This window comes from Micrococcus luteus (genome assembly GCF_014138885.1).
Classification (GTDB): domain Bacteria; phylum Actinomycetota; class Actinomycetes; order Actinomycetales; family Micrococcaceae; genus Micrococcus; species Micrococcus luteus.
This window is the reverse complement of record NZ_JACJIK010000001.1, coordinates 237,261-260,305: the sequence shown is the minus strand read 5'-3', so window position 1 is coordinate 260,305 and position 23,045 is coordinate 237,261. Positions and strand designations below refer to the sequence as shown.

At 75.2% G+C, this 23,045-nt stretch carries 22 protein-coding genes; 18 read left to right on the top strand and 4 right to left on the bottom strand.

All coding sequences use genetic code 11. From position 1 onward, the window contains the following. Positions 1–24: 24 nt before the first annotated feature. Positions 25–264, bottom strand: coding sequence for a DUF5703 family protein (locus HDA34_RS01105; RefSeq protein WP_036315193.1), 240 nt, complete (start codon positions 262–264; stop codon positions 25–27). 93 nt (positions 265–357) lie between these two features. Between HDA34_RS01105 and HDA34_RS01100 the strand changes: the two genes are divergently transcribed. From HDA34_RS01100 to mshC, 3 genes are all read left to right on the top strand, one after another. Continuing rightward, positions 358–576 (top strand): hypothetical protein, encoded by a 219-nt coding sequence (locus HDA34_RS01100; RefSeq protein ID WP_036315190.1) that lies wholly within the window; start codon positions 358–360, stop codon positions 574–576. A gap of 69 nt (positions 577–645) precedes the next feature. Beyond that, positions 646–1,479 (top strand): undecaprenyl-diphosphate phosphatase, encoded by an 834-nt coding sequence (locus HDA34_RS01095; protein WP_036315183.1) that lies wholly within the window; start codon positions 646–648, stop codon positions 1,477–1,479. A 64-nt stretch (positions 1,480–1,543) separates the two neighbouring features. Continuing rightward, positions 1,544–2,812: a cysteine--1-D-myo-inosityl 2-amino-2-deoxy-alpha-D-glucopyranoside ligase gene (gene mshC / locus HDA34_RS01090; protein WP_098092783.1), complete on the top strand. Its 1,269-nt coding sequence runs from the start codon at positions 1,544–1,546 to the stop codon at positions 2,810–2,812. Between the two features lie 22 nt (positions 2,813–2,834). Here the strand turns inward: mshC and HDA34_RS01085 are convergent, their stop codons facing one another. Next, entirely contained in the window at positions 2,835–3,785 is a 951-nt protein-coding gene (locus HDA34_RS01085) for a proteasome assembly chaperone family protein (protein WP_052833426.1), read from the bottom strand. 91 nt (positions 3,786–3,876) lie between these two features. Here HDA34_RS01085 and HDA34_RS01080 point away from each other — a divergent pair, with 91 nt between their 5' ends. Genes HDA34_RS01080 through dop form a run of 5 tightly spaced genes read left to right on the top strand, consistent with a single transcriptional unit; the run spans position 3,877 to position 10,296 of the window. Then, a complete protein-coding gene (locus tag HDA34_RS01080) occupies positions 3,877–4,617 on the top strand; it encodes an HAD family hydrolase (protein WP_134377173.1) in 741 nt (246 codons plus the stop codon). Then, positions 4,614–5,741 (top strand): site-2 protease family protein, encoded by a 1,128-nt coding sequence (locus HDA34_RS01075; protein WP_134377174.1) that lies wholly within the window; start codon positions 4,614–4,616, stop codon positions 5,739–5,741. Before HDA34_RS01080 ends, HDA34_RS01075 begins: the two co-directional genes overlap by 4 nt. A gap of 17 nt (positions 5,742–5,758) precedes the next feature. Beyond that, positions 5,759–6,823: a tRNA (adenine-N1)-methyltransferase gene (locus HDA34_RS01070; RefSeq protein WP_134377175.1), complete on the top strand. Its 1,065-nt coding sequence runs from the start codon at positions 5,759–5,761 to the stop codon at positions 6,821–6,823. After that, positions 6,824–8,578, top strand: coding sequence for a proteasome ATPase (arc, locus tag HDA34_RS01065; protein ID WP_134377176.1), 1,755 nt, complete (start codon positions 6,824–6,826; stop codon positions 8,576–8,578). It abuts the gene before it with no gap. Then, positions 8,575–10,296, top strand: a complete 1,722-nt coding sequence (gene dop, locus HDA34_RS01060; RefSeq protein ID WP_134377177.1) for a depupylase/deamidase Dop — start codon at positions 8,575–8,577, stop codon at positions 10,294–10,296. The genes arc and dop overlap by 4 nt, the downstream gene beginning before the upstream one ends. A gap of 15 nt (positions 10,297–10,311) precedes the next feature. Here dop and HDA34_RS01055 read toward each other — a convergent pair whose 3' ends face one another. Together HDA34_RS01055 and HDA34_RS01050 are read right to left on the bottom strand one after the other, a co-directional pair. Then, positions 10,312–10,905 (bottom strand): cyclodeaminase/cyclohydrolase family protein, encoded by a 594-nt coding sequence (locus tag HDA34_RS01055; RefSeq protein ID WP_134377178.1) that lies wholly within the window; start codon positions 10,903–10,905, stop codon positions 10,312–10,314. A 40-nt stretch (positions 10,906–10,945) separates the two neighbouring features. After that, entirely contained in the window at positions 10,946–11,410 is a 465-nt protein-coding gene (locus tag HDA34_RS01050; RefSeq protein WP_134377179.1) for a pyrimidine dimer DNA glycosylase/endonuclease V, read from the bottom strand. Between the two features lie 124 nt (positions 11,411–11,534). Between HDA34_RS01050 and HDA34_RS01045 the strand changes: the two genes are divergently transcribed. The 10 genes from HDA34_RS01045 (at position 11,535) to HDA34_RS01000 (ending at position 22,992) form a co-directional block, all read left to right on the top strand. Beyond that, the gene (locus HDA34_RS01045; protein WP_017488237.1) at positions 11,535–11,726 is read left to right on the top strand and encodes a ubiquitin-like protein Pup; all 192 of its coding nucleotides are present in this window, start codon (positions 11,535–11,537) and stop codon (positions 11,724–11,726) included. Beyond that, complete coding sequence (pafA, locus tag HDA34_RS01040; RefSeq protein WP_098092760.1) at positions 11,723–13,117, top strand: Pup--protein ligase; 1,395 nt, start codon at positions 11,723–11,725, stop codon at positions 13,115–13,117. Before HDA34_RS01045 ends, pafA begins: the two co-directional genes overlap by 4 nt. 37 nt (positions 13,118–13,154) lie before the next feature. Continuing rightward, complete coding sequence (locus HDA34_RS01035) at positions 13,155–14,246, top strand: FKBP-type peptidyl-prolyl cis-trans isomerase (RefSeq protein WP_134377180.1); 1,092 nt, start codon at positions 13,155–13,157, stop codon at positions 14,244–14,246. A gap of 65 nt (positions 14,247–14,311) precedes the next feature. Beyond that, positions 14,312–14,707, top strand: coding sequence for an FKBP-type peptidyl-prolyl cis-trans isomerase (locus HDA34_RS01030; protein WP_010078659.1), 396 nt, complete (start codon positions 14,312–14,314; stop codon positions 14,705–14,707). A gap of 11 nt (positions 14,708–14,718) precedes the next feature. Further along, positions 14,719–16,818 (top strand): helix-turn-helix transcriptional regulator, encoded by a 2,100-nt coding sequence (locus HDA34_RS01025; RefSeq protein ID WP_134377181.1) that lies wholly within the window; start codon positions 14,719–14,721, stop codon positions 16,816–16,818. A 37-nt stretch (positions 16,819–16,855) separates the two neighbouring features. After that, complete coding sequence (locus HDA34_RS01020) at positions 16,856–17,113, top strand: twin-arginine translocase TatA/TatE family subunit (protein WP_002855080.1); 258 nt, start codon at positions 16,856–16,858, stop codon at positions 17,111–17,113. 20 nt (positions 17,114–17,133) lie between these two features. Then, on the top strand, positions 17,134–17,991 hold the full coding sequence (gene tatC, locus HDA34_RS01015; protein WP_073116894.1) for a twin-arginine translocase subunit TatC: 858 nt from the start codon (positions 17,134–17,136) through the stop codon (positions 17,989–17,991). A 74-nt stretch (positions 17,992–18,065) separates the two neighbouring features. Beyond that, a complete protein-coding gene (locus tag HDA34_RS01010; RefSeq protein WP_134377182.1) occupies positions 18,066–21,056 on the top strand; it encodes a DEAD/DEAH box helicase in 2,991 nt (996 codons plus the stop codon). 19 nt (positions 21,057–21,075) lie between these two features. After that, complete coding sequence (locus tag HDA34_RS01005) at positions 21,076–22,170, top strand: hypothetical protein (protein WP_095695734.1); 1,095 nt, start codon at positions 21,076–21,078, stop codon at positions 22,168–22,170. A gap of 90 nt (positions 22,171–22,260) precedes the next feature. After that, the gene (locus HDA34_RS01000) at positions 22,261–22,992 is read left to right on the top strand and encodes a polyprenol monophosphomannose synthase (RefSeq protein WP_036315073.1); all 732 of its coding nucleotides are present in this window, start codon (positions 22,261–22,263) and stop codon (positions 22,990–22,992) included. Positions 22,993–23,045: the final 53 nt, after the last annotated feature.

Genomic DNA, 23,045 nt, shown 5'->3' with positions numbered 1-23,045 from the left:
GGGCGCCGTCGTCGCGCCCGCGCCTCAGAGGGTCTGCAGGGTCGAGGCCACGCGCATCACCCGGCGGCGCATCCAGTAGCGGCGCGCCCCGTCACGGTAGTGCACGGAGCGCTGCAGCTCCCATTGGCCGTACTCCGCGTGCTCCACGAGGCGCCGCCGGGCGTCGGCGAGGGACTCGTGGGCGGCGACCGTCATCACCAGGTACTCCCACTTCTGTCCGCGGGAGATCGCGTCGAGGGTCGAGGACATCAGCTGTTCACGCACCCGCCCATCCTGGCAGACGGCGTCGGGTCCGGCGGCCGGTCCCGTACGGCCCACCCCTGGCCGCGTCACCGGCCACCGGGTTACCGTTCACCCATGAGCTCTGACGCCCGCATGGCCCTCGAGGCCCTCACCACCGCCCTGAACGAACACCTCGTGGCCGCGCAGAACAAGCGGGGCGAGGACGACCCCGCCGTCGAAGCCGCCTTCTTCGCCGTGGCCGACGCCTTCGAGGCCTACGAGGACGCCCTGTACGCGGACACCGAGGAGGTCACCCCGCTCGACCTCTTCGACGACGAGGACGACGACGACTGACCGTCCTGCTCGTGACGGATCGCACGGCCCCGGGTTCCCACCCGGGGCCGTCGCGTACAGTGACCCTCCGTGACGTGGATCGAAGCCATCATCCTGGGCCTGGTGCAGGGCCTCACGGAGTTCCTGCCCATCTCCTCCTCCGCCCACATCCGCATCGTGGGCGAGTTCCTGCCCTCCGCGACCGACCCGGGGGCGGCCTTCACGGCCATCACGCAGCTCGGCACGGAGCTGGCGGTCCTCATCTACTTCTGGCGCGACATCACCCGCATCATCGGCCGGTGGTGCGCCGCGGTCACGGGGCGGATCCCGCACTCGGACCCCGATGCGCGCATGGGCTGGCTGATCATCGTGGGCTCGATCCCGATCGCGGTCCTGGGCCTGCTGCTGGAGGATTGGATCGACACGGAGTTCCGCTCGCTGTGGATCACGGCGACCATGCTCATCGTGTTCGGCGTCCTGCTCGCCCTGGCGGACCGGCTCGGCCGTCAGACCAAGCCGCTCGAGAAGCTCACCGTGCGGGACGGCGTCCTCTACGGCCTGGCCCAGGCCCTCGCGCTGATCCCGGGCGTCTCGCGCTCCGGCGGCACCATCGCGGCCGGCCTGGCCATGGGCTACACCCGGCCCGCCGCCACCCGCTACGCGTTCCTGCTGGCGGTGCCCGCCGTGTTCGCCTCCGGCCTGTACAAGCTGTACACCTCGCTCACCGATCCCGGCACGCAGGGTCCGTACGGCATGGGGGAGACGCTGGTCGCGACCGCGATCGCCTTCGTGGTGGCCTACGCGGTCATCGCCTGGCTCATGCGCTTCATCAGCACCAACTCGTACCTGCCGTTCGTCTGGTACCGCATCCTCCTGGGCGGCGTCCTGTTCGCCCTGCTGGGCGCGGGCGTCATCAGCGCCTGAGCCCGCTCCCGCCGCCGGGCATGGCGGCCCGGCACCGCCGAACCACCCCGATCTGAGGAGTCCCGTGAAGTCCTGGAGCACCCCCGCCCCGCCCGCCGTGCCGAGCCGCCCCGACCGGCTGCGGCTGCACGACACCGCCACGGGACGGACCCGGCATCCGGGCAACGACGCGCAGCGCGCCTCGCTGTACGTCTGCGGGATCACCCCGTACGACGCAACGCATCTCGGCCACGCGAGCACCTATGTGGCCTTCGACCTGCTGCACCGCTACTGGCGCGCGGCCGGTCTCGAGGTCGCCTACGTCCAGAACGTGACCGACGTGGACGACCCCCTGCTCGAGCGGGCCGAGGCGACCGGCGTCGACTGGCGCGCGCTCGCCGAGGAGCAGACCGACCTGTTCCGTGCGGACATGGCCGCCCTCGAGGTGCTCGCCCCGGACCACTACGTCGGCGCGACCGAGGCGGTGGGCCTGGTGGTGGACGCCGTCGAGACGATGCTGGCGGCGGGCCGGGCCTACCGCGTGCCGGGCGGCGACGGCGAGCCCGACGGGGACGTCTACTTCGACGTCCGCGCGGCCCAGTCCGCGACCGACTGGCGCCTCGGACAGGTCTCCGCGATGGGCCTGGACGAGATGGCCGCGGTGTTCCCGGAGCGGGGAGGCGATCCCGACCGCCCCGGCAAGCACGACCCGCTGGACCCGCTGCTGTGGCGCGTGCACCGCGAGGGCGAGCCTGCCTGGGACGGTCGGTCGCTCGGCTCCGGCCGGCCCGGCTGGCACATCGAGTGCTCCGTGATCTCCCGGGCCCACCTGCCGGCGCCGTTCACGGTGCAGGGCGGCGGCTCCGACCTGCGGTTCCCGCACCACGAGTTCTCCGCCGCGCACGCCACCGCCGTCGACGGCCTGCCGCTCGCGCACACCTACGCGCACACCGGCATGGTGGCCCTGGACGGCGAGAAGATGTCCAAGTCCCTCGGCAACCTCGAACTCGTCTCCCGCCTGCGGGCGCGGGGCGTCGCGCCGGTGGCCGTCCGCGCGGCGATCCTCGCGCACCACTACCGGTCGGACTGGGAGTGGTCCGAGCAGGTGCTGGCCGACGCCCAGGCGCGGGTGGCCCGTTGGCGCGCCGCCCTGGGCGGACCGCATGCCGCCGCCGGCGTCGCCGTGCTGGACGCGGTGCACGCGGCGCTCTCGGACGACCTAGACGCCCCCCGCGCGCTGGAGGCCCTCGACGCATGGGCGGCCGGCACCCTGCCGGGCCTGGCCGAGGCCGCCGCCGACCCGGTGCCGGTGGTCGACGTCGTGGCGGCGCTGCTGGGTCTGCGCCTGCGCTGACCCCGCCGCGCGCGGCCGGGCGTCAGCGTCCGCCGCGCCCGCGCAGGTAGCGCTCGAACTCCCGCGCGATCGACTCGCCCGAGGCCTCCGGCAGCTGCTGGGTGTCCTGGGCCTCCTCGAGCTGCCGGACGTAGGCGGCGACGTCGGGGTCCTCGGCGGCCAGCTCGTCCACGCCGCGCTGCCAGGCCCTCGCGTCGTCCTCCAGCCCGCGCGTGGACACGCTCACGTGCAGCAGGTCCTCGACCGCCTCGACCAGCCCGAGCAGCGTCTTGGGGGAGGGCGCCTGGGCCACGTAGTGGGGCACCGTCCCCCACAGTGAGAGGCTCGGCAGGCCGCGGCGCGCGGCCTCGTCCGCGATGACGCCGATGATCCCGGTGGGCCCCTCGTAGACCGGACGGTCCGCGCCGACGGCCACCCGCACGTCCACGAGCGGCGAGGTCGGGCGGGCGCGCAGGGGCCGGGTGTGGGGCACGTCCGCCAGCAGCGCGCCCAGCGTCACGACGGCGTCCACGTCACGCGCGTCGGCCGCCGTGAACAGCTCCTCGAGGAACGCGCGCCACCGCACGTTCGGCTCCACGCCGACGGCGAGGAGCACACGCACCCCGTCCGGCGGGGCGGCCTCGCCCGCGACGGGCCGACCCTCACGGTCCAGGAGCGCCTCGTGCAGGGTGACCGCCGGCCAGTCCAGCGTCCCCAGCCCGTCGGCGTCGCGCCGGACCAGGGGTCGAGTGACCTGGTAGTCGTAGAACTCGCCGTCGCACACCCGTCCCGCGTCCGCCGCGTCCCACTGCTCCCGCAGCGCGCCCAGGGCCCCGGTCGCGGCCTCCCCGGCGTCGTTCCACCCCTCGAAGGCCAGCAACAGGACCGTGGGGGCCCGCCGCCCGGCCTCGAGCGCGTCCACGGTCGCCGTCAGGTGGGTCCGCAGCGGGCCCAGGACGTCGTCCGGCTGGTCCTCGGAGGTAGCGTCGGTCATGGCGGCCAGCCTAGACACGGCCCGACGACGGGGCCACGGCCCGCGACCCGCCCGGCACACCCCGACGGCGACGCTCGATAGGATGCACTCCATGTCCCGCCACCCCGCGCCCGCCCCGGACGACCGTGCCCGCCGCCTGCCGCGCGCCGTCCTGTGGGACATGGACGGCACCCTCGTGGACACCGAGCCCCTGTGGAACGCCGTCCAGCGCCGCCTGGTGGTCGAGCACGGCGGCACCTGGTCGGAGGACCTGGCCGCCTCCCTCGTGGGACGCCCCCTGGACGAGGGAGCGCGCCGCCTGCAGGAGGCCGGGCTGGACCTGCCCGTGCAGCGGATCATCGACCTGACGATGCGCGAGGTCGTCCAGGGGGTCGTCAGCGGGGTGCCGTGGCGGCCGGGCGCCCGGGAGCTGCTCGTCGCGCTCGCCGAGGCCGGCGTGCCGGGCGCCCTCGTGACGATGTCCCATGCCCCGCTGGCCCGCGCGCTGGCCGAGCGGGCGCCGGCGGGCACGCTGGACGTCGTCGTCTCGGGGGACATGGTCTCCCGGGGCAAGCCCGACCCGGAGGCGTACCGGCTGGGCCTGCAGCTGCTGGCCGAGCGGACACCGGGGCTGACGGCCGCCGACTGTGTGGCGGTCGAGGACTCCCCGGTGGGCGTCGGCGCGGCCGTGGCCGCGGGCCTGCCGACGGTCGGCGTGCCCAGCGTGCTGCCGCTGCCGGCAGGGCTCGCGACCGTCGAGTGGACGACGCTCGCCGGCCGCACGCCGGCCGACCTCGCCGCGGTCCGCCGGATCGCCGCCGCGCGCGGGCCCGGGGCGGACGGGGCCGGATGAGCGGGCCCGCCTCCGTCCGGCTGGGCACGATCGCCGGCGCACCGGTGCGCCTGTCCTGGTCCTGGCTCCTGATCGCCGCGGTCATCACCCTCGCGTTCGGCCCGCAGATCCAGCGCGCGCTGCCCTCGCTCGACGGCGGCGCCTACGCCGTGGCCCTGGGGTACGCCGTGCTCCTGGCCCTCTCCGTCCTGGTCCACGAGGCCGCCCACGCCCTCACCGGCCGTGCCTTCGGCCAGCGCACCGAGGAGATCGCGCTCACCCTGTGGGGTGGGCACACCCAGTTCCGCAGCCCGTCCTCCCGACCGCTGGACACGGTGCTCACCGCGATGGCCGGCCCCGCCGCGAACCTCGTGCTCGCGGGCCTCGCCCACCTGGCGGCCGGCGCCGTGTCCGGCCCGTCCGTCCCCGCCCTGCTGCTCGAGGTCACGGTGTGGGCCAACCTCCTCCTGGCGGCGTTCAACGCGCTGCCGGGCACCCCGCTCGACGGCGGCCGCATGGTCGAGTCCGCCGTCTGGGCCGCCACCGGCTCCCGGGCCCGCGGCGTCGAGGCGGCCGGCTGGGCCGGGCGCGTCGTCGCGGTGGGCGTCCTCGCGGCCGTGCTCGGCCCGCCGATCCTCGCGGGCCGCGCGCCGGACCTGTTCGTCGTCGTCCTGGTGGCCTGGGTCGCCCTCACCCTGTGGCGGGGCGCGGACGACGCCGTGCGCCACGGGCGCTGGAGCCGCCGGCTGGAGACCCTGCGGCTCGAGCAGGTCGAGACGCCCGCCGTCGCCCTGCCCGAGCACCTCTGCGTCGCCGAGGCCCTGGCCCAGGCGGACGGCGGCCGCCGCGCCGTCGTGGCCGTGGACGGGGCCGGCCGGCCCCGCGGCGTGCTGGACCTCACGGCCGCGGCGAGCCTGACCCCGGCGCGCCGCACGACCACCGCCCTGGCCGCGGTCGCCGTCGCGCTGGCCCCGGAGGCCGTCCTCGTCCGCGATGACGTCCCCGCCGCCGGCCCCGGCCTGGCCGCCCGCCTGGCCGACCCCCAGACCCCCGTGTGGGTGCTGACCGACGCGCACGGCCTCGTGCGCTCCGTGGTGCCCCGCGAGACGATCCTCGCCGCCGTCGACGCGACGCGGCGTCCCTGAACCGAAGGAGCCTCCCCATGACCGAACCCACCGGCGTGAGCGCGCGCCGCGGCCCCCTGCGGGCCGGCCAGCGCGTGCAGATCAAGGACGCGAAGGGCCGCCTCAACACGATCACCCTGCTGCCCGGCGGGGAGTTCCACAGCTATCAGGGCGTGCTGCGGCACGACGACCTGATCGGCGGATTCGAGGGCGTCGTGGTCGAGAACTCGGCCGGCCAGCCATACCAGGTGCTGCGCCCCCTGCTGAACGACTTCGTCCTGTCCATGCCCCGCGGCGCCACGGTGGTCTACCCGAAGGACGCGGCGCAGATCGTGCAGCAGGCGGACGTCTTCCCGGGCGCCGTCGTGGTCGAGGCCGGCGTGGGCTCCGGCGCCCTGTCCATGTCCCTGCTGCGCGCCGTGGGCGACCACGGTCGCCTGCACTCCTACGAGCGCCGCCCGGAGTTCGCGGACGTCGCCCGGGCCAATGTGGAGGCCTTCTTCGGCGCCGAGCACCCCGCCTGGTCGGTGCATCTCGGCGACGCGCAGGAGGAGATGCCCAAGGTCCACGAGCCGGGCTCCGTGGACCGGGTGGTCCTGGACATGCTGGCCCCCTGGGAGTGCCTCGACGCCGTCGCCGAGGTCCTGGCCCCCGGCGGTGTGTGGCTGAACTACGTGGCCACCGCCACCCAGCTCTCCCGCGTGGCCGAGGCCATCCGGGACTCGGGCCGCTTCACGCAGGTCGAGGCCAACGAGACCCTCGTGCGCGGCTGGCACCTGGACGGGCTCGCCGTGCGCCCCGACCACCGCATGGTCGCGCACACCGGCTTCCTGCTCACGGCCCGCCGCCTGGCCTCGGGCGAGGAGGCGCTGCGTCTGAAGAAGCGCTCCAAGGTCTCCGAGTTCAAGGCCGAGGACGTCGAGGCCTGGCAGCCGGCCGACGAGGCCCGGTGGACGCCCGAGGCGCTCGGCGAACGGCCGGTCACGGACAAGAAGGCGCGCAAGGCGGCGAAGGAGGCCCGCCTCATGGCCGCGCGGTCACGCGCCGCCGAGCAGAGCGTGGACGCGTACGGTGGGAGGACCCCGACCGGGGAGCAGGACTGAGTGGACGGAGCACCGGTGGACCACCACGCGCAATCAGGCACGGAGCACGCCGAGCAGCGCCTCGCCGAGGCGCGGGAGCTGCTGCGGCAGTCCCAGGCCGAGGCCGAACGGCTGCGGCACCAGCTGCAGTCCGCCCAGCGGCACGCCGCCGGCCTGAGCGAACGCCGCCGGGCCGCTGAGGCCCAGACGCAGACGGCCGCCCGCAACAACCGGCGCATGGTCGAGCTGCTCGAGGCCACGCGCGCCGAGATCACCACGCTCAAGGAGAACCTGGACGCCGTCACGCATCCGCCGTTCACCTTCGCCACCCTCGAGGCCGTCCACGCCCCGCGCGAGCCCGAGGAGGGCGTGGAGACCGGCGCCGTGGTGCGCGGGGGAGCGGACGTCGTGCAGAACGGCCGGCGGCTGCGCGTGACGGTCTCCCCGCTGCTCGACGCCGCCCGCCTCACCCCCGGCGCCCAGGTGCTGCTGGATGAGTCCAGCTCGATCGTCGGCGTCGCCCCGGGCACGGGGTCGGGTCAGCTGCTGCGCGTCAAGGAGGCGCTGCCCGACGGCGGCCTCGTCCTGGCCGGCACGGCGGACGAGGAGCGCGTGGTGCGGCGCGCGCCCGCGCTGGAGGGCGTCGACCTGCGCCACGGGGACGCCGTCACCGTGGACGCCCGCGTCGAATGGGCGCTGCGGCGGGTCGAGCTGTCCGAGGTGGACGAGGTGCTGCTGGAAGAGGTCCCGGACGTCACGTTCGAGGACATCGGCGGCCTCGGCCCGCAGATCGACCGGATCCGCGAGGCCGTCGAGATCCCGTTCCTGCACCCCGAGGTCTACCGCGAGCACGGCCTGCGCGCCCCCAAGGGGATCATGCTGTACGGCCCGCCCGGCACCGGCAAGACCATGCTCGCCAAGGCCGTGGCCAACGCCCTCTCGGCCCGCAGCGCGGACGGCGAGCGCTCGTTCTTCCTCAACGTCAAGGGGCCCGAGCTGCTGAACAAGTACGTGGGCGAGACCGAGCGGCAGATCCGCGTCATCTTCGACCGGGCCCGCGAGAAGGCCGACGCCGGCTTCCCCGTGGTCATCTTCTTCGACGAGATGGAGTCGCTGTTCCGCACGCGCGGCTCCGGCGTCTCCTCGGACGTGGAGACCACGATCGTCCCGCAGCTGCTCACCGAGATCGACGGCGTCGAGGCCCTCGAGAACGTGATCGTCATCGGCGCCTCCAACCGCGAGGACATGATCGACCCGGCCGTGCTCCGCCCCGGCCGACTGGACGTGAAGATCCGCGTGGACCGTCCCGACGCCGCCGGCGCCGCGGAGATCATGGCCAAACACCTCACCGCGGACGTGCCCCTGCACGCCGACGACGTCGCCGCGGCCGGCTCCGCGGACGCGGCCCGCGCGACGCTCATCGCCCGGACGGTCGCCGCCCTCTACGACCGCGGCGGAGACACCGCGCTGGCGGAGCTGACGGACGTGTCCGGCACGACCCACGCCCTGCACCTGGCCGACCTCGTCTCGGGCGCTGTGGTGGCCGACGTCGTGGACCGCGCCAAGCGGCACGCGGTGCGCGACTACCTGGCCGCCGGCCAGGCCCCGGCCGCGCTCGGCGTCCGCGAGGGCCACCTGCGCGAGGCCGTGGCCGCGGTGCTGGAGGACCAGACGGACCTGCTGGCCACGGTCGCGCCCGCCGAGTGGGCGCGCACCTCCGGCTGGCGCGGTCCTCGGCTGCGCTCGCTGCGCATGGTCCGGGGGGTCGAGGCATGAGCGCGTTCGGCCGCGGGGCCGCGGACGGCTTCGCCCGGGCCGTCGACGTCGGCCCGACCCCCGCCTTCGAGGGCCAGCGCCGGCTTTTCCACGGCGCGGCCGTTCCCCCGAACGGGCGGGACGCCGCCGGCTGGGGCGTGCACCGGGTGATGGGCACGGAGACCGAGTTCGGCATCCACGCGCCGGCCAGCCCGGGGGCGCACCACAGCGTGCTCTCGGTCGAGCTCGTGAACGCGTACGCGGACCTGGCGACCCGGTCCGGCTCGGCGGTGGCCGGCACGGAGTGGGACTACACGGGGGAGTCGCCGCTCGTGGACGCCCGCGGCTGGCGGCTGCCGCGTTCGGCGGCGCACCCCTCGCAGCTGACCGACGAGGCGCTCGTGGGCCCGGACGGGGAGCCCGTGCACCTGCTGCTGTCCACCGTGCTGGCCAACGGCGCGCGCTGGTACGTGGACCACGCCCACCCAGAGTACTCGTCGCCGGAGACGACCACCCCGCGGGACGCCATGGTGTGGGACGCCGCCGGGGACCTGGTCGCCCAGGCGGCGGCCGAGCACATCGGCCAGGCCGAGGGCGCCCCGGAGGTGCTGGTCTACAAGAACAACGTGGACGGCAAGGGCCAGTCCTACGGCGCGCACGAGAACTACCTCGTGGCCCGGTCCCTCGACTTCGAGGAGCTCACCGCCGTCCTGCTGCCGTTCTTCGCGGCGCGGCAGGTGCTCGTGGGCGCGGGCCGCGTGGGACTCGGCCCGGCGGGGGAGCGGCCGGGCTTCCAGCTGTCCCAGCGGGCCGACTACTTCGAGGAGCCCGTGGGCCTGGAGACCACGATCCACCGGCCGATCGTCAACACGCGGGACGAGCCGCACGCCCGCCCCGAGGCCTACCGCCGACTCCACGTGATCATCGGCGACGCGACTCTGAGCCAGCACGCCACGTGGCTGCGGATGGGCATGACCGCGCTCGTCCTCGCGATGGCCGAGGCCGGGACGGCGCCCCGGCTCACCCTGGACGACCCGGTGGCCGCGTTGCAGACGATCAGCCACGACCCGGGCCTGCGGGCCACGGTGCCCCTGCTCGAACGCACCGCGGACGGCCCCGTGCGCCGGCACTGGACCGGGCTGCAGATCCTGCGGTCCTACCTGGACGCGGCCCGCGCCCACTGCGCCGCCTTCGGGGCGGCGGATCCGCAGACGCGCGAAGTGCTGGACGCCTGGGCCGTCGACCTCGACGACGCCACCGCGGATCCGCTGTCCCTGAGCGACCGCGCCGACTGGGCGGCCAAGCTGCGCGTCCTCGAGGGCCTGCGGGCCCGCACGGGCGCGGACTGGACCGACCCCCGCCTCGCGATGGTGGACCTGCAGTACGCCGACCTCCGCCCGGCCCGCTCCCTGCACCGCCGCCTCGTGGCCGCCGGCGCCCTCCGGACGCTCGCCGACGAGGCGGAGATCCGTGCCGCCGTCGGCATGCCGCCGCGGGCCACCCGCGCGTGGACCCGCGGCAACCTCGTGGGCCGCCACGGTGACCGCGTGGCCGGCGCCGCGTGGGAGACCCTGCTGCTGCGCGGGGCGGGGGAGCGGGTGCACCGGCTGCACCTGGCCGAGCCGCTGGTGGGCGCCGCCGTGGACCTGCCCGGCTGGTGGGAGGACGCCGCCGCGCCCCGGCCCGACGACGAGGCGCTCGTGGCCACGCTGCCGCCGCTGTTCGGCGCGCGGGCCTGAGGCGAGGGCGGGCGCTCAGCCCGTGACGGCCGCGCGCACGCGGCCCAGCAGGGCGTCCGCCCGCGCGACGAGACGGTCCGCCCGGTCGACGTCGATGCGCAGGACGCCCTCCAGGCCCTCGTCGCGGAGGGGGCCCAGGTTGGTCTCGAGGGTCACCGCGGCGGCGGTGAGGCCGCCCCGGACGCAGCCGAGCGCCGCACCGACGTCGGAGAGCACGTTCGGGTTCGCCGCGTCCAGCACACGCTCGGCCAGGTCCAGCGCACGCTCGGCGACGTCGACGATCCCGCGGGGCGGCCGGACGGCCTCGGCCAGGGCGGCCTGGATCGCGGCCGAGCGCCGGGCCCGGTCCTCCGGGGTGTCGCGGGGCAGCCCGAACGCCTCGGCCACGGCGCCGAAGCCCCGCTCGTCGCCGTCGGCGAGGCCGAGGCACGCCGCGATCAGGCCCTCCGATGCCCGGGCGTCCTCCTCGGCCGCGCTGAACCGGGCCGCCATGGCCAGCAGTCCGGCGCCCTCGGCGACCGCGAGCGCGCCCGTCGCGCCGCCGCCGGGGGTGGGCTCGCCGGAGGCGAGGCGCCCCAGATAGCTCTCGATGCTCTCGTCGCGGATCATGCCCCCACGGTGCCAGACCGGGCCCGACCGCGGCCCGCCCTCAGGCGCGCTCCCAGGGGGCGACCGGCCCCGGGATGATCGTGAACAGCGGGTGCACGTCGGGGACGGGCGTGTCCGACCACCGTTCGAGCCAGGCGGGGCTGCGCGCGGCCAGCTTGGCGCACAGGTGACGCCACTCCAGGTCGCGCTGGCCCGTGGTGGCCGGGATCGGTGCGAGACCGGCGGGCGGGATGCGCACCGCGCCGTCGGGGGCGGGGCACGGCCGGTCGATCCGGGAGTGGTCGAAGCGATAGCCGCGCGCCGTGGCCTCGGCCTCGATGCCGGAGAAGAAGGCGCCGACGGCGCCGGACGGGTCCGGGTGCTCCCGGAACCTTAGCAGCTGCGGGTGGTCCCGGTACCCGCGCGTGCGGCCGGCCAGGACGGCCTGCGCGAGCAGGGCCTCGCGCCAGGCGCCCGTCAGGCCCTGGCGGTCGAGGTGGCGGGGGTGAAGGGTCCACAGACGCATGCCCCCATCCTGCCAGCGCGGGGCAACCCGGGGACGTGGGGCTGAAACGTGGCCCGCGCGTGGGGCAGGATGGGTGGACGCGGACGGAGCACACCGACCCGCGTCGACGCACGAGGAGGCCACCATGTCCCAGGAGCAGATCCGCCCACGCCCGTCCGGCGGCGACGACGAGACCGGCGCCGCGGCGGGCCAGGCGCACGTGAAGCCCGCGGCCCAGGACCAGGGCCTGGACAGCCTGCTGGACGAGATCGACTCGGTGCTGGAGTCCAACGCCGAGGAGTTCGTCAAGGGCTTCGTCCAGAAGGGCGGCCAGTGACCGACGCGGACCGCGCCCGCCGGATCTTCGGGCTGGAGACGGAGTACGGCGTCCAGCACTGGAACCCGCAGGGGCGCCCGCTCAGCCCCGAAGAGGTCGTCCGCTACCTCTTCCGGCCCGTCGTCGAGTGGGGGCGGTCCTCGAACGTGTTCGTGGCCAACGGCTCCCGGCTCTATCTCGACGTCGGGTCCCACCCCGAGTACGCGACCGCCGAGTGCTCGACGCTCGACGAGCTCATCGCCTCGGACGGGGCGGGGGACCTGCTGCTGCACGACCTCGTGGTCCAGGCCGAGGAGCGCATGGCCGCGGACGGGGTCGGCGGCCGGATCCACCTCTACCGCAACAACGCCGACTCCTCGGGCAGTTCCTACGGCTCCCACGAGAACTACCTGCTGCGCCGGCGCACCGAGTACCGGCGGCTCACCGAGGCGCTCGTCCCGTTCCTCGTCTCCCGTCAGATCCTCGTGGGCGCGGGCCGCGTCGTGCCCGCCGGCACGTGGCCCGAGGGCGAGGGCCCGGCCCACTTCGCGTTCTCCCAGCGCGCCGACTTCGTGCAGGACGGCGTGTCCTCCTCCACCACGCGGTCCCGGCCGATCATCAACACGCGGGACGAGCCGCACGCGGACGCCTCCGAGTACCGACGCCTCCACGTGATCGTGGGGGACACGAACCTCTCCGAGCACACCCACCTGCTGCGCTTCGGCGCCACCGACCTGCTGCTGCGGATGATCGAGGCGGGCTTCCCGCTCGGGGACCGCGTCGTCGCCCACCCCACCCGCGCGGTGCGGCAGATCTCCCACGACCTCACCGGCACGGCCCGCATCGCGCTCCGCGAGGGGGAGGCCTCCGCGCTCGAGCTGCAGGAGCACTACCTCGAGCGGGCCCGCGCCTTCGTCGCCGCGGAGGGTGCCCACCACGACCGGGTGGGGGAGATCCTCACCCTGTGGGGCGAGGTGCTCGACGCCGTCCGCACCGGTGACCGGTCCCGCATCGAGGACCGCATCGACTGGGCGATCAAGCTGCGCCTGCTGGAGGACTACCGGGCCCGCCACGACCTGGACTGGGGCTCACCCCGTCTCGCCCAGCTGGACCTGGCCTTCCACGACATCGACCCCGACCGGGGGCTGTTCCGCCTGCTGCTGCGGCGCGGCGCCGTCGCGCGCCTGCTGCCCGAGGACGCCGCCCGGTCCGCCGTGGAGACCGCCCCGCCCACCACCCGGGCCCGTGTGCGCGCGGACTTCGTGGCCCGTGCCCGGGAGCACGGCCTGGACTACGCCGTCGACTGGACGACCCTGAAGCTCACCGACCATCCGCTGCACGCGATCGTGACGAAGGACCCGTTCGACACGTCGTCGGCCGCCGTCGACCGGCTTTTCGGGCGGATCGCCTGACAGCGGACGTCCAGGACGCGCCATTAGGGTGACACGCATGAGTTCGTTCGAGACCCCCCAGCCCCCGGCGGCCCGCCGCCGTCGCCGCCTGCTGCCGCTGCTGTCCCTCGGCGCCGCGGGCCTGGTGCTGGCCACCGCCTGCGCCACCGGCGACGACGGCGCGGACCAGCCCCACAGCGACACCGCGTCGGCCTCCACGTCGGCCGCCCCCGAGCGGGCGGCCGTCGGCGAGGGCCAGGGGGAGCCGGACGCCCTGACGGGTGTCACCTTCACGGAGGGCGACGGCGGGGCGCCGACGGTCGAGATCGACGGGGAGATCGACACCGACCAGCCCACCACGCGGGTGCTGACCGCCGGCGAGGGGGATCAGGTGCAGGAGGGCGACGTCCTGAAGATGTCGATCGCCGTCGTCGATCCGGCCAGCGGCGAGGTGGTCGCCGAGAACTTCAGCGGCGAACCGGAAGCCGTGCCCGTGGACGACCAGCTCAAGTCCATGAACCCGGAGATCCACGAGATGCTGGTGGGCAGCGGTGCCGGCACGATCGTCGCCGCGTACAGCCCCGAGTACGACGTCCCCGTCCCGCAGACCGAGAGCGCGTCGCCGAGCGCCTCCCCCTCCACCCAGACGCAGCCCGCCCAGCTGTTCGTCTACAAGATCGACGCCATCCTGCCGAAGCAGGCCGAGGGCGAGGAGGTGACCGAGCGGGACGAGCGCCTGCCCGACGTCACCGTGGACGAGCAGAGCGGCCGGCCGAGCATCGCGAAGCCCGACGGCGAGGCGCCCCAGGAGCTGGTGGTCCAGCCCCTGATCGAGGGCGAGGGCCGCGAGGTCGGCGCGGACGACACCGTGACCGTGCAGTACGAGGGCGTGACGTGGTCCGACGGCGAGGTCTTCGACTCGTCCTGGGAGACGGGCCAGGCCATCACGTTCTCCCTCAACCGGGTCATCGAGGGCTGGAAGGAGGGTCTGGCCGGCCAGAAGGTGGGCTCGCGCGTCCTCCTGTCGATCCCGGCCGAGAAGGCCTACGGTGAGCAGGGCAGCCCGCCGGCCATCGGCGAGAACGAGCCCCTGCTGTTCGTGGTGGACATCCTGGACGCCCAGGCGTCCGCCACCCCGTCGGCGAACTGACCCCGTCGGCGAACTGACCCCGTCCACGAGTACCCAAGTCCACGAGTACCCAAGAGGAGAGCACCGTGTCCTTCGGACAGCGCGACTACGACCGCACCAAGCCCGAGATCGACTTCCCGGGCGAGACCCCGCCCACCGAGCTCGTGGTGGAGGACCTGATCGAGGGCTCCGGCCCGGCTGTCGAGGCCGGCTCCCGCGTGCAGGTCCACTACGTGGGCGTGGCCTGGTCCACCGGCGAGGAGTTCGACGCCTCGTGGAACCGCGGCACCCCGCTGCCCCTGACCGTCGGCGTCGGCCAGGTCATCGCCGGCTGGGACCAGGGCCTGCTCGGCATGAAGGTCGGCGGCCGCCGCCGCCTCGAGATCCCGCCGCACCTGGGCTACGGCGCCCGCGGCGCCGGCTCCGCGATCGGGCCGAACGAGACGCTCATCTTCGTCTGCGACCTCGTCTCGGTCGACTGACCCCGGGCCCCGTGACCCCACCCGCCCCACGGCGCGCCGGCGACGAGGCCGCCGAGCGCATCATCTCGCTGCTGTGGCTGCTGCTCTCGGCGCCGCATGGCCTCGAGCGTGACCGGATCCGACGGCAGGTCGTCGGCTATGAGGGGCTCACGGACACCGCCTTCGAGAAGCTCTTCCAGCGGGACCGCCGCGTGCTGCGCGCCGTGGGGGTCCCGCTGGAGACCCTCGAACCCGCGGGCTTCGACGAGGGCGAGGCGGGGGTGCGGCACCGCGTCGTCCGCGACGCGCTGCTGCTGCGCGACCTCGACCTCACCGTGGACGAGCGCCGCGCCCTCGTGCGGGCGCGGCGCCTGTGGGGCGACTCGCCGCTGCGCGCCGACGTCGTCCGCGCCGTGGGCCTGCTGTTCCAGCCGGCCACCGACCTCACGGGCGACGACGAGCTGGCCGGGTACCACACCCTCATGCCCCGGGCCGACCCCCGGCTCGAGGCCCTCACCCAGGCCGTGGCCGACGAGGCCGTGCTGCGCTTCCCCTACCGCGACGCGCGGGGGCGGGCCACCCGGCGCACCGTGCGGGCCTGGTTCCTCACCCTCGTGCGCGGCCGCTGGTACCTCACCGGCTGGGACCTCGACCGCGGCGCCGAGCGCAGCTTCCGGCTCACCCGGATGGAGGGGGAGCCGCGCCGCGTCGAGCGGGCGACGGACGCCCCCGGCCGTCCCGAGGACCACGACCACGCCGGCCTCGTGGCGCGCCTGGCCGGACAGGCCGACGCCGAGCGGGTCCGGGTGTGGCTCGCGCCCGGCCGGGGCCAGGGCGTCCGCGCGGTCGGTGAGCCCGCCGAGCCCCGCGCCGAGGACGGCGCCGCGCCGGGACCCGACTGGGAGCTCTGGGAGGCCCCCGCCGGACCGCGCGAGGACGGCCTCGCCGCCGAGATCGGCGGCCTGCTGGGCCGGGCCGTGCCCTCCGCCGCGCACCCGGACCTGACCGACCGCGTCCGCGCGGGCCTGTCCGCCGCGGCGGAGGCCCACGCCGGCCCCGCCGACCCGGCCCTGCTCGAGGTGGCGCTCGCCGCGCCCGTCCGACGTCGCGCCCGCGACTCGAGCGAGGACCTCGTGGGCCGCCTGCTGGACATCGTGGGGCTGGCCAACCGGGCCGGCGGGGTGGACCGAGCGGAGCTGCGCGCGCGTCTCGGGGTCACCGACGAGCGCCTCGACGCCGACCTCGAGACGCTGCGCTACTGCGGCATGCCCGAGCGCGACTTCCCCGGCTTCCAGTTCGAGGTGGCGGAGGTGGCCGGCCGCGTCCACGTGGAGCGCGCCGCCGACCTGGCCGGTCCCGTGCGGCTGACGCGCCCCGAGGCGCACAGCCTCGTCGCCGCCCTGCAGACGGTCGCGGACCTGCCGGTGCTGGACGAGTCCGACCGCGAGGCCGCCCGCTCCGCCCAGCGCCGGATCCGCGCCGCGGTCCTGGACGCGGGGGCCCCGGACGCGGACGACGCGGACGACGCCGCCCTCCAGGAGGCCGAGGCGCACACCGCCGGCGAGCCCCCGGTCGCCGTCGCCGCCCACTGGGACGTGGCCGTGGACCCCGCGACGGTGCGCACCCTGCTGGCCGCCGTGGCGGAGCGGGCCGTCGTCCACCTGACCTACCGCTCCGTGCATGCCGACGCCCTCACCGAGCGGGACGTGGAGCCGCTGGCCCTGGTGCAGGACGGGGCGCGCCTCTACCTGCAGGCGTGGTGCCGTCGCGCCGAGGACCACCGGGTGTTCCGGGTGGACCGGATCAGCGCGCCCGCACCCACGGGGGAGACGTTCGCGCCCCGGGCCCGGCCCGCGCGCTGGCGGGTCCATCCCGACGACACTGCGGGGGTGCCGGTGCTGCTGCGCTGGGCCCATCCCGTCCGCGACGCGGCCGCCGGCTACCGCCCGGACGCCCAGGCCGACCTGCCCGACGGCGACCGGCTCACCCGGGTGCATCTGACCGACGCCGGCGTGGCGGCCGCGCTGGTCGGACGCCACGGCGGCGCCGTCCAGGTGCTGGCCCCCGCCGACCTCCGGACGTCCGTGGCGGACGCGCTGGGCGATGCCCTCGCGGCCCTGCCGGCGCGGTAGCCTGGACCCCGGAACCCCATCGAAAGGACCCTTCATCATGGCTGGACTCCAGGGCTGGCAGCTCGTCATCATCATCCTGCTTGCGATCCTGCTCTTCGCGGCGCCGAAGCTGCCCGCGATGGCCCGCAACCTCGGCCAGTCGATGCGCATCTTCTCCTCCGAGGTGAAGCAGATGCGCACCGAGGGCAAGGGCACCACGGACGAGCGCTCCGGCGCCGGCTCCACCGCCGCGGACGAGCCGGTCGAGGGCCGCGTCGTCGAGCGTGACGAGACCGACCCGCGCGACCCGCGCTGAGCCGGAAGGACCCCCACCCGATGACCGAGGTCGACGAGGTCGCCCGCCGCACCCGGCGCCGCCGGAAGCGGCGGGACAACCCCACCGGCGAGATGCCGCTGCGCGAGCACCTCACGGAGCTGCGCAACCGACTGCTGAAGTCGGCGCTCGCCGTCGCGGTCGGCATGGTGATCGGCTTCCTCGTCTACCAGCCGGTCATGGCGGAGCTGTTCCGCCCGGTCAAGGAGATCGCCAGCCAGGGACACACGGCGGCCGTCGCCTATGACACGGTGGCCTCGCCGTTCGACCTCATGCTCAAGGTCAGCATGTTCATCGGGCTCATCCTGTCCAGCCCGGTCTGGCTCTACCAGATCTGGGCATTCATCGTGCCGGGTCTGAAGAAGGCCGAGAAGAAGTACGCCCTGGGCTTCATCGCCGCGGCCGTGCCCCTGTTCATCTTCGGCATCGCGCTGGGGTGGCTCGTGATGCCGCAGGCCGTCCAGTTCTTCGTGGGCTTCACTCCCGAGGGCGGCGCGAACCTCCCGACGGCGTCGGTGTACATCAGCTTCGTCACGCGTCTCTACCTCGCGTTCGGCGTGGCCATGGTGCTGCCGGTGCTGCTGGTGGGACTGAACATGCTCGGCATCCTGCCGGGCCGCACGATCGTCCACCACTGGCGCATCACCGTCTTCGTGATCATGCTGATCGCCGCGATCGCCGCCCCCGGTGCGGACGCCATCTCCATGTTCTACATGGCGATCCCGCTCGTCGTCCTCTTCGGCGTGGCCATCGTCCTGTGTCTGTGGGGCGACCGGCGTCGCGACCGTCGGCAGGGCCAGCGCGAGATGGACGTCGAGGCGGAGCTCGCCGCAGGCCCGAAGCCGCTCGATCAGATCTGAGCGGCGCCCGCCGCAGCCCTCACGCCCGGACGCACGAGCACGACGGTGTCCGGACCCGCCAGTAGGGTGGGGCCATGGCCCACCATCCCGCGTCCGCGACCCCGCACGACGAGCCCGAGCTGAGCCCGGCGGAGCGCTACGCCCGTGCCCGGGCGGCCCGGCACCACGCCGGCTCCGAGCTCGGCCGGTTCGCCGCACGCGTGGGCTTCCCCCTCGACGACTTCCAACGCCGCGCGTGCGCCGAGGTCGAGGACGGCCACGGCGTCCTCGTCGCGGCGCCCACCGGCGCCGGCAAGACGGTGGTCGGCGAGTTCGCCGTCCACCTGGCCCTGGCCCGCGGCACGAAGGCGTTCTACACCACCCCCATCAAGGCCCTCAGCAACCAGAAGCACGCGGACCTCGCCCGCGTGCACGGCGCGGAGAACGTCGGCCTGCTCACGGGGGACACCTCCGTCAACCCGGACGCGCCCGTCGTCGTGATGACCACCGAGGTGCTGCGCAACATGCTGTACGCGCAGTCGGACACCCTCATCGACCTCGGCTTCGTCGTCATGGACGAGGTCCATTACCTCGCCGACCGGTTCCGGGGCCCGGTGTGGGAGGAGGTCATCATCCACCTGCCCGAGCACGTGCAGCTGATCTCCCTGTCCGCCACGGTGTCCAACGCCGAGGAGTTCGGCGCCTGGCTCGACACGGTCCGGGGCGCCACCACCGTGATCGTCTCCGAACACCGGCCGGTGCCGCTGTGGCAGCACGTCATGGCCGGGGGCCGGCTCTACGACCTGTTCGCCGAGGACATCGCCTTCGAGGAGACTGCGGACCGGGACGGGGAGGCCCTGCTCAACCCCGAGCTCAAGCGCCTGGGGGAGGAGGCCGAGCGCCGGTTCCAGCGCGCCGACTGGGGTCGGCCCGGGCGGCAGCAGCACCGTGACGGGCGCGGGGGCGTCCCGAAGGGGCGGGCCAGGGGCGGCCGGCGCACGGGTCGCGACGGCGGCCGGGGCCGGACCGGCTCCTCCGCGCTGGACCGGGAGCGGCCGGTCTCCGGTCGGCCGGGCGGTCACGACGGCGGCCAGCGGCGCGGACCGCGGCTGTCCACGTCGCGCCCGGAGATGATCCGGGCCCTGGACCGCGACGGGCTGCTGCCGTGCATCACCTTCATCTTCTCCCGGACCGGCTGCGACGCCGCGGTGGAGCAGTGCCTGCGGGCCGGGCTCGACCTCACCACGGCGCGGGAGAAGGCGCTCGTGGCCGAGCGGGTCGAGGAGGCGGCGCGTCTGCTGCCCGTCGAGGACCTGGAGATCCTCGGGTTCTGGGCGTGGCGGGACGGCCTGTCCCGGGGCTTCGCGGCCCACCACGCCGGCATGCTGCCCCCGTTCAAGGAGGCCGTCGAGGACCTGTTCGCCGCCGGCGCGCTCAAGGCCGTGTTCGCCACGGAGACCCTCGCCCTCGGCATCAACATGCCGGCCCGCTCCGTCGTGATCGAGAAGCTGGTCAAGTTCAACGGCGAGAACCACGTCGACATCACGCCGGGGGAGTACACCCAGCTGACGGGCCGGGCGGGCCGCCGCGGGATCGACGTCGAGGGCCATGCCGTGGTGATGTGGCGTCCCGGGCTGGACCCGGCCGCCGTCGCGGGCCTGGCCTCGCGCCGCACCTACCCGCTGCGCTCCTCGTTCCGGCCCACCTACAACATGTCCGCGAACCTGCTGGCGCAGGTCGGCGCGGAGCGGGCGCGGGGCATCCTCGAGTCCTCGTTCGCCCAGTTCCAGGCGGACCGCTCCGTGGTGGGGCTGGCCCGCGAGGTCCGCTCGAAGCAGGCCAGCCTCGAGAAGTACGAGGAGGCAATGCAATGTCACCTCGGCGACTTCGCCGAGTACCTCACCCTGCGCAAGGAGCTCGCGGCCGCGGAGAAGTCCGGCTCGCAGGGGCGCCGTCGGGCCCACCTGGCAGCCGTGAAGGACTCGCTCGCGAACCTTGCGGTCGGGGACGTCGTCGAGCTCGACGCCGGCCGCGCGCTCGGCCGGGCCGTCGTCGTGTTCCCCGCCGGCAACCCCCAGAACCCGCGCGTCGGCGTCGTGACGGACAAGGCGCAGCTGCGCCGCATCACGGTGGACGACGTCGCGGGAACGGTCGAGCCGGTGGCGGGCGCCGCCCTGCCCCAGGTGGTGCAGGTGAAGACGCCCGCGCAGCGCAAGGACGTCGCCGCCCTCATGCGCGAGGCCGTGCGCACGGGCCGCCCGCCCGCCGGAGGCCGCCGCACGGCGGGCTTCCGCCTCCGAGAGGACCCGGCCGCGCCCCGGGTCGAGGAGCTGCGCCGGGCGCTGCGCCGCCACCCGTGCCACGGCTGCCAGGACCGCGAGGAGCACGCCCGCTGGGGCGACCGCTGGTGGGCCATGCGGCGGGAGGTCTCCGTCCTGCGGGAACGCATCGCGGGCCGCACCAACACCATCGCCCGCACGTTCGACCGCGTGGTCGCTCTGCTGCGCGCCTACGGCTACGTCCAGGAGGACGCGTCCTCGCCCCGTGCGGCGCTCACGGAGCGCGGCGAGGCCCTGCGCCGGATCTACGGCGAGCGGGACCTGTTCACCTCCCTGGTGCTGCAGGATCCGGCCACGGACGGCCTGACGCCGGAGGAGTGGGCCGCCGTCGCCGCGCTGCTCGTGTACCAGGGCAAGGGGGAGACCGAGCCCGGACTGGTCCCGATGCCGACCCCCCGGCTCGCACGCGTCGCGGAGGCCGCCGAGCGCATCGAGGAGCGCCTGCGCACGGACGAGGCCCAGGCACGGCTCGAGCCCACGCCCCGGACGGACCCCGGCCTGGTGGCGCCCATGCATCGCTGGGTGCGGGGGGCCACCCTGCGCCGCACCCTCGAGGGCGCGGACCTCGCCGCGGGCGACTTCGTCCGCTGGGCGCGGCAGGTCATCGACGTGCTGGACCAGCTGGCCAACGTCCCCGGGGACGCCCGTCGCAGCCGGGCCTGCCGCCGGGCCGCGGACCTCGTCTCCCGCGGCGTCGTGGCCACCTCGCTGCCGGCGGCCTCGGCGCCGCGCGCGGACGAGGACTGACACGGGCTAGGGTGGGCGGGTGAGCGCACACCTGTTGACCCACGGCATCATCCACTCGACGACGGACCCGTACGCACAGGCGCTGCTGGTCCGGGACGGGGTGATCGCCTGGCTCGGCGCGGACGACTCCGCGGACCGCGTGGCCGATCCGGGTGACGAACGGCGGGACCTCGACGGCGCCGTCGTCGTGCCCGTGTTCGTCGAGCCGCTGGCCCGGCCCGCGGACGCGCGGGACGCGCTGAGCCGCGGCACCGCCGTCGTGACGGTCCTGGCCGGGCCCGAGGACACGGGCGCCGCGCCCGCCGACGAGGACGTCCAGACGGTCGTCTACCGGCACGCGGACCGCGTGGACGCCGAGGCGGCCGGGGTGTGGCTGCCCGTCGGGACCGACACCGACCCCGCCACGCTCACCGGTCTCCTGACGGCCTCGACCCAGGCGGGGGAGCAGGCCTACCTCGTCCCCGACGGCGGTGCGGACGCCGGGCCCGCCGCCCAGGACGTGGCCCTGACCGCCCTGCGCTCGGTCGCGGAGGAACTCGGCACCGCCGCCCTGGGCCGCATGCGCCATCGGCTCGTGGTCACCCACTCGGTCACCGCCGAGGACCGCGCCTTCCTGGCCGCCGCCGGGGTCAGCGCCACCGTCGTCCCCGACGCGGACGGCGTGCTGCACGCCCCCGTGGCGAGCCTGCTGGCCGACGCCGTCTCCGTGTGCCTGGGCGCCGGCCCGGCCGGGGACCCGTGGGCCGCCGTCCGGTCGGCGCTGTCCCACCCCGACCCGGACGAGCGCATCTCCGCCCGCTCCGCCTTCGCCGCCGCGACCCGCACCCCGCTGCGCGCGCTGCCCGACGCTCCGGCGGCAGGCCTGTCCGTCGCCCCGCGCCTGAGCGTGTCGGCCCCGGCCGTGTTCGGCGTCTGGGACGCGGACGCGGTGGCCGTGCAGTCGCCGGACGGCCGGGTGGCGGCATGGAGCACGGACACCCGGGCCGGCACGCCGCTGCTGCCGGCCCTCGACGCCGAGACCGCCCTGCCCCGCTGGCGGGCCACCTGGGTGGACGGCCGGATCGCCGCGGAGGACGTGGCCCGCGACGCGCGCGATGGCGCGACGCCGGCCTGAGACCTCCGCTTCCTATACTCGAACGGATGCGATGGCCCGTCCGACCGGCGGGCCGCCCCCACGACCCCGGCCGGAAGGCGAGAACCGCACATGCGCGTGCTGACCATCATCCCCACGTACAACGAGATCGAGTCGCTGCCGCTGACCCTCGGCCGACTCCGTGACGCCGTCCCGGAGTCCGACGTTCTCGTGGTGGACGACGCCTCCCCGGACGGCACCGGCGACTGGGCCGACGCCCGCGCCGCCGAGGACCCCTCCGTGCACGTGCTGCACCGCACCACCAAGGACGGCCTGGGCGGCGCCTACATCGCCGGGTTCCGCTGGGGCCTGGAGCGCGGCTACGACGTCCTGGTCGAGATGGACGCGGACGGCTCGCACCAGCCCGAGCAGCTGCCGCGCCTGCTGGAGGCCGTCCGCACCGCGGACCTGGTGATCGGCTCGCGCCGCGTGCCGGGCGGCAAGATGGTGAACTGGCCGACCTCCCGCAAGATGATCTCGTGGGCCGGCTCCCTGTACCCGCGGATCATGCTCGGCCTCAACCTGACGGACATCACGGCGGGCTACCGCGCCTACCGGGCCGACACGCTCCGTGCGATCGACCTGGACGCGATCGAGTCCAAGGGCTACGGGTTCCAGGTGGACATGACCTTCCGCACGGCCCGGCTCGGCAAGCGGATCGTCGAGGTCCCGATCACGTTCGTGGAGCGTGAGCTCGGCGAGTCCAAGATGAGCGGCGGCATCATCGGCGAGGCCGTGGTCAACGTGACCCGCTGGGGCCTGGCTGCGCGCTGGGAGGGCCTGCGCGCCCGCCTCGGCCTCTGAGGCGCACAGCCCCCGAACGACGACGGGGCCGGATCCATGGCGGATCCGGCCCC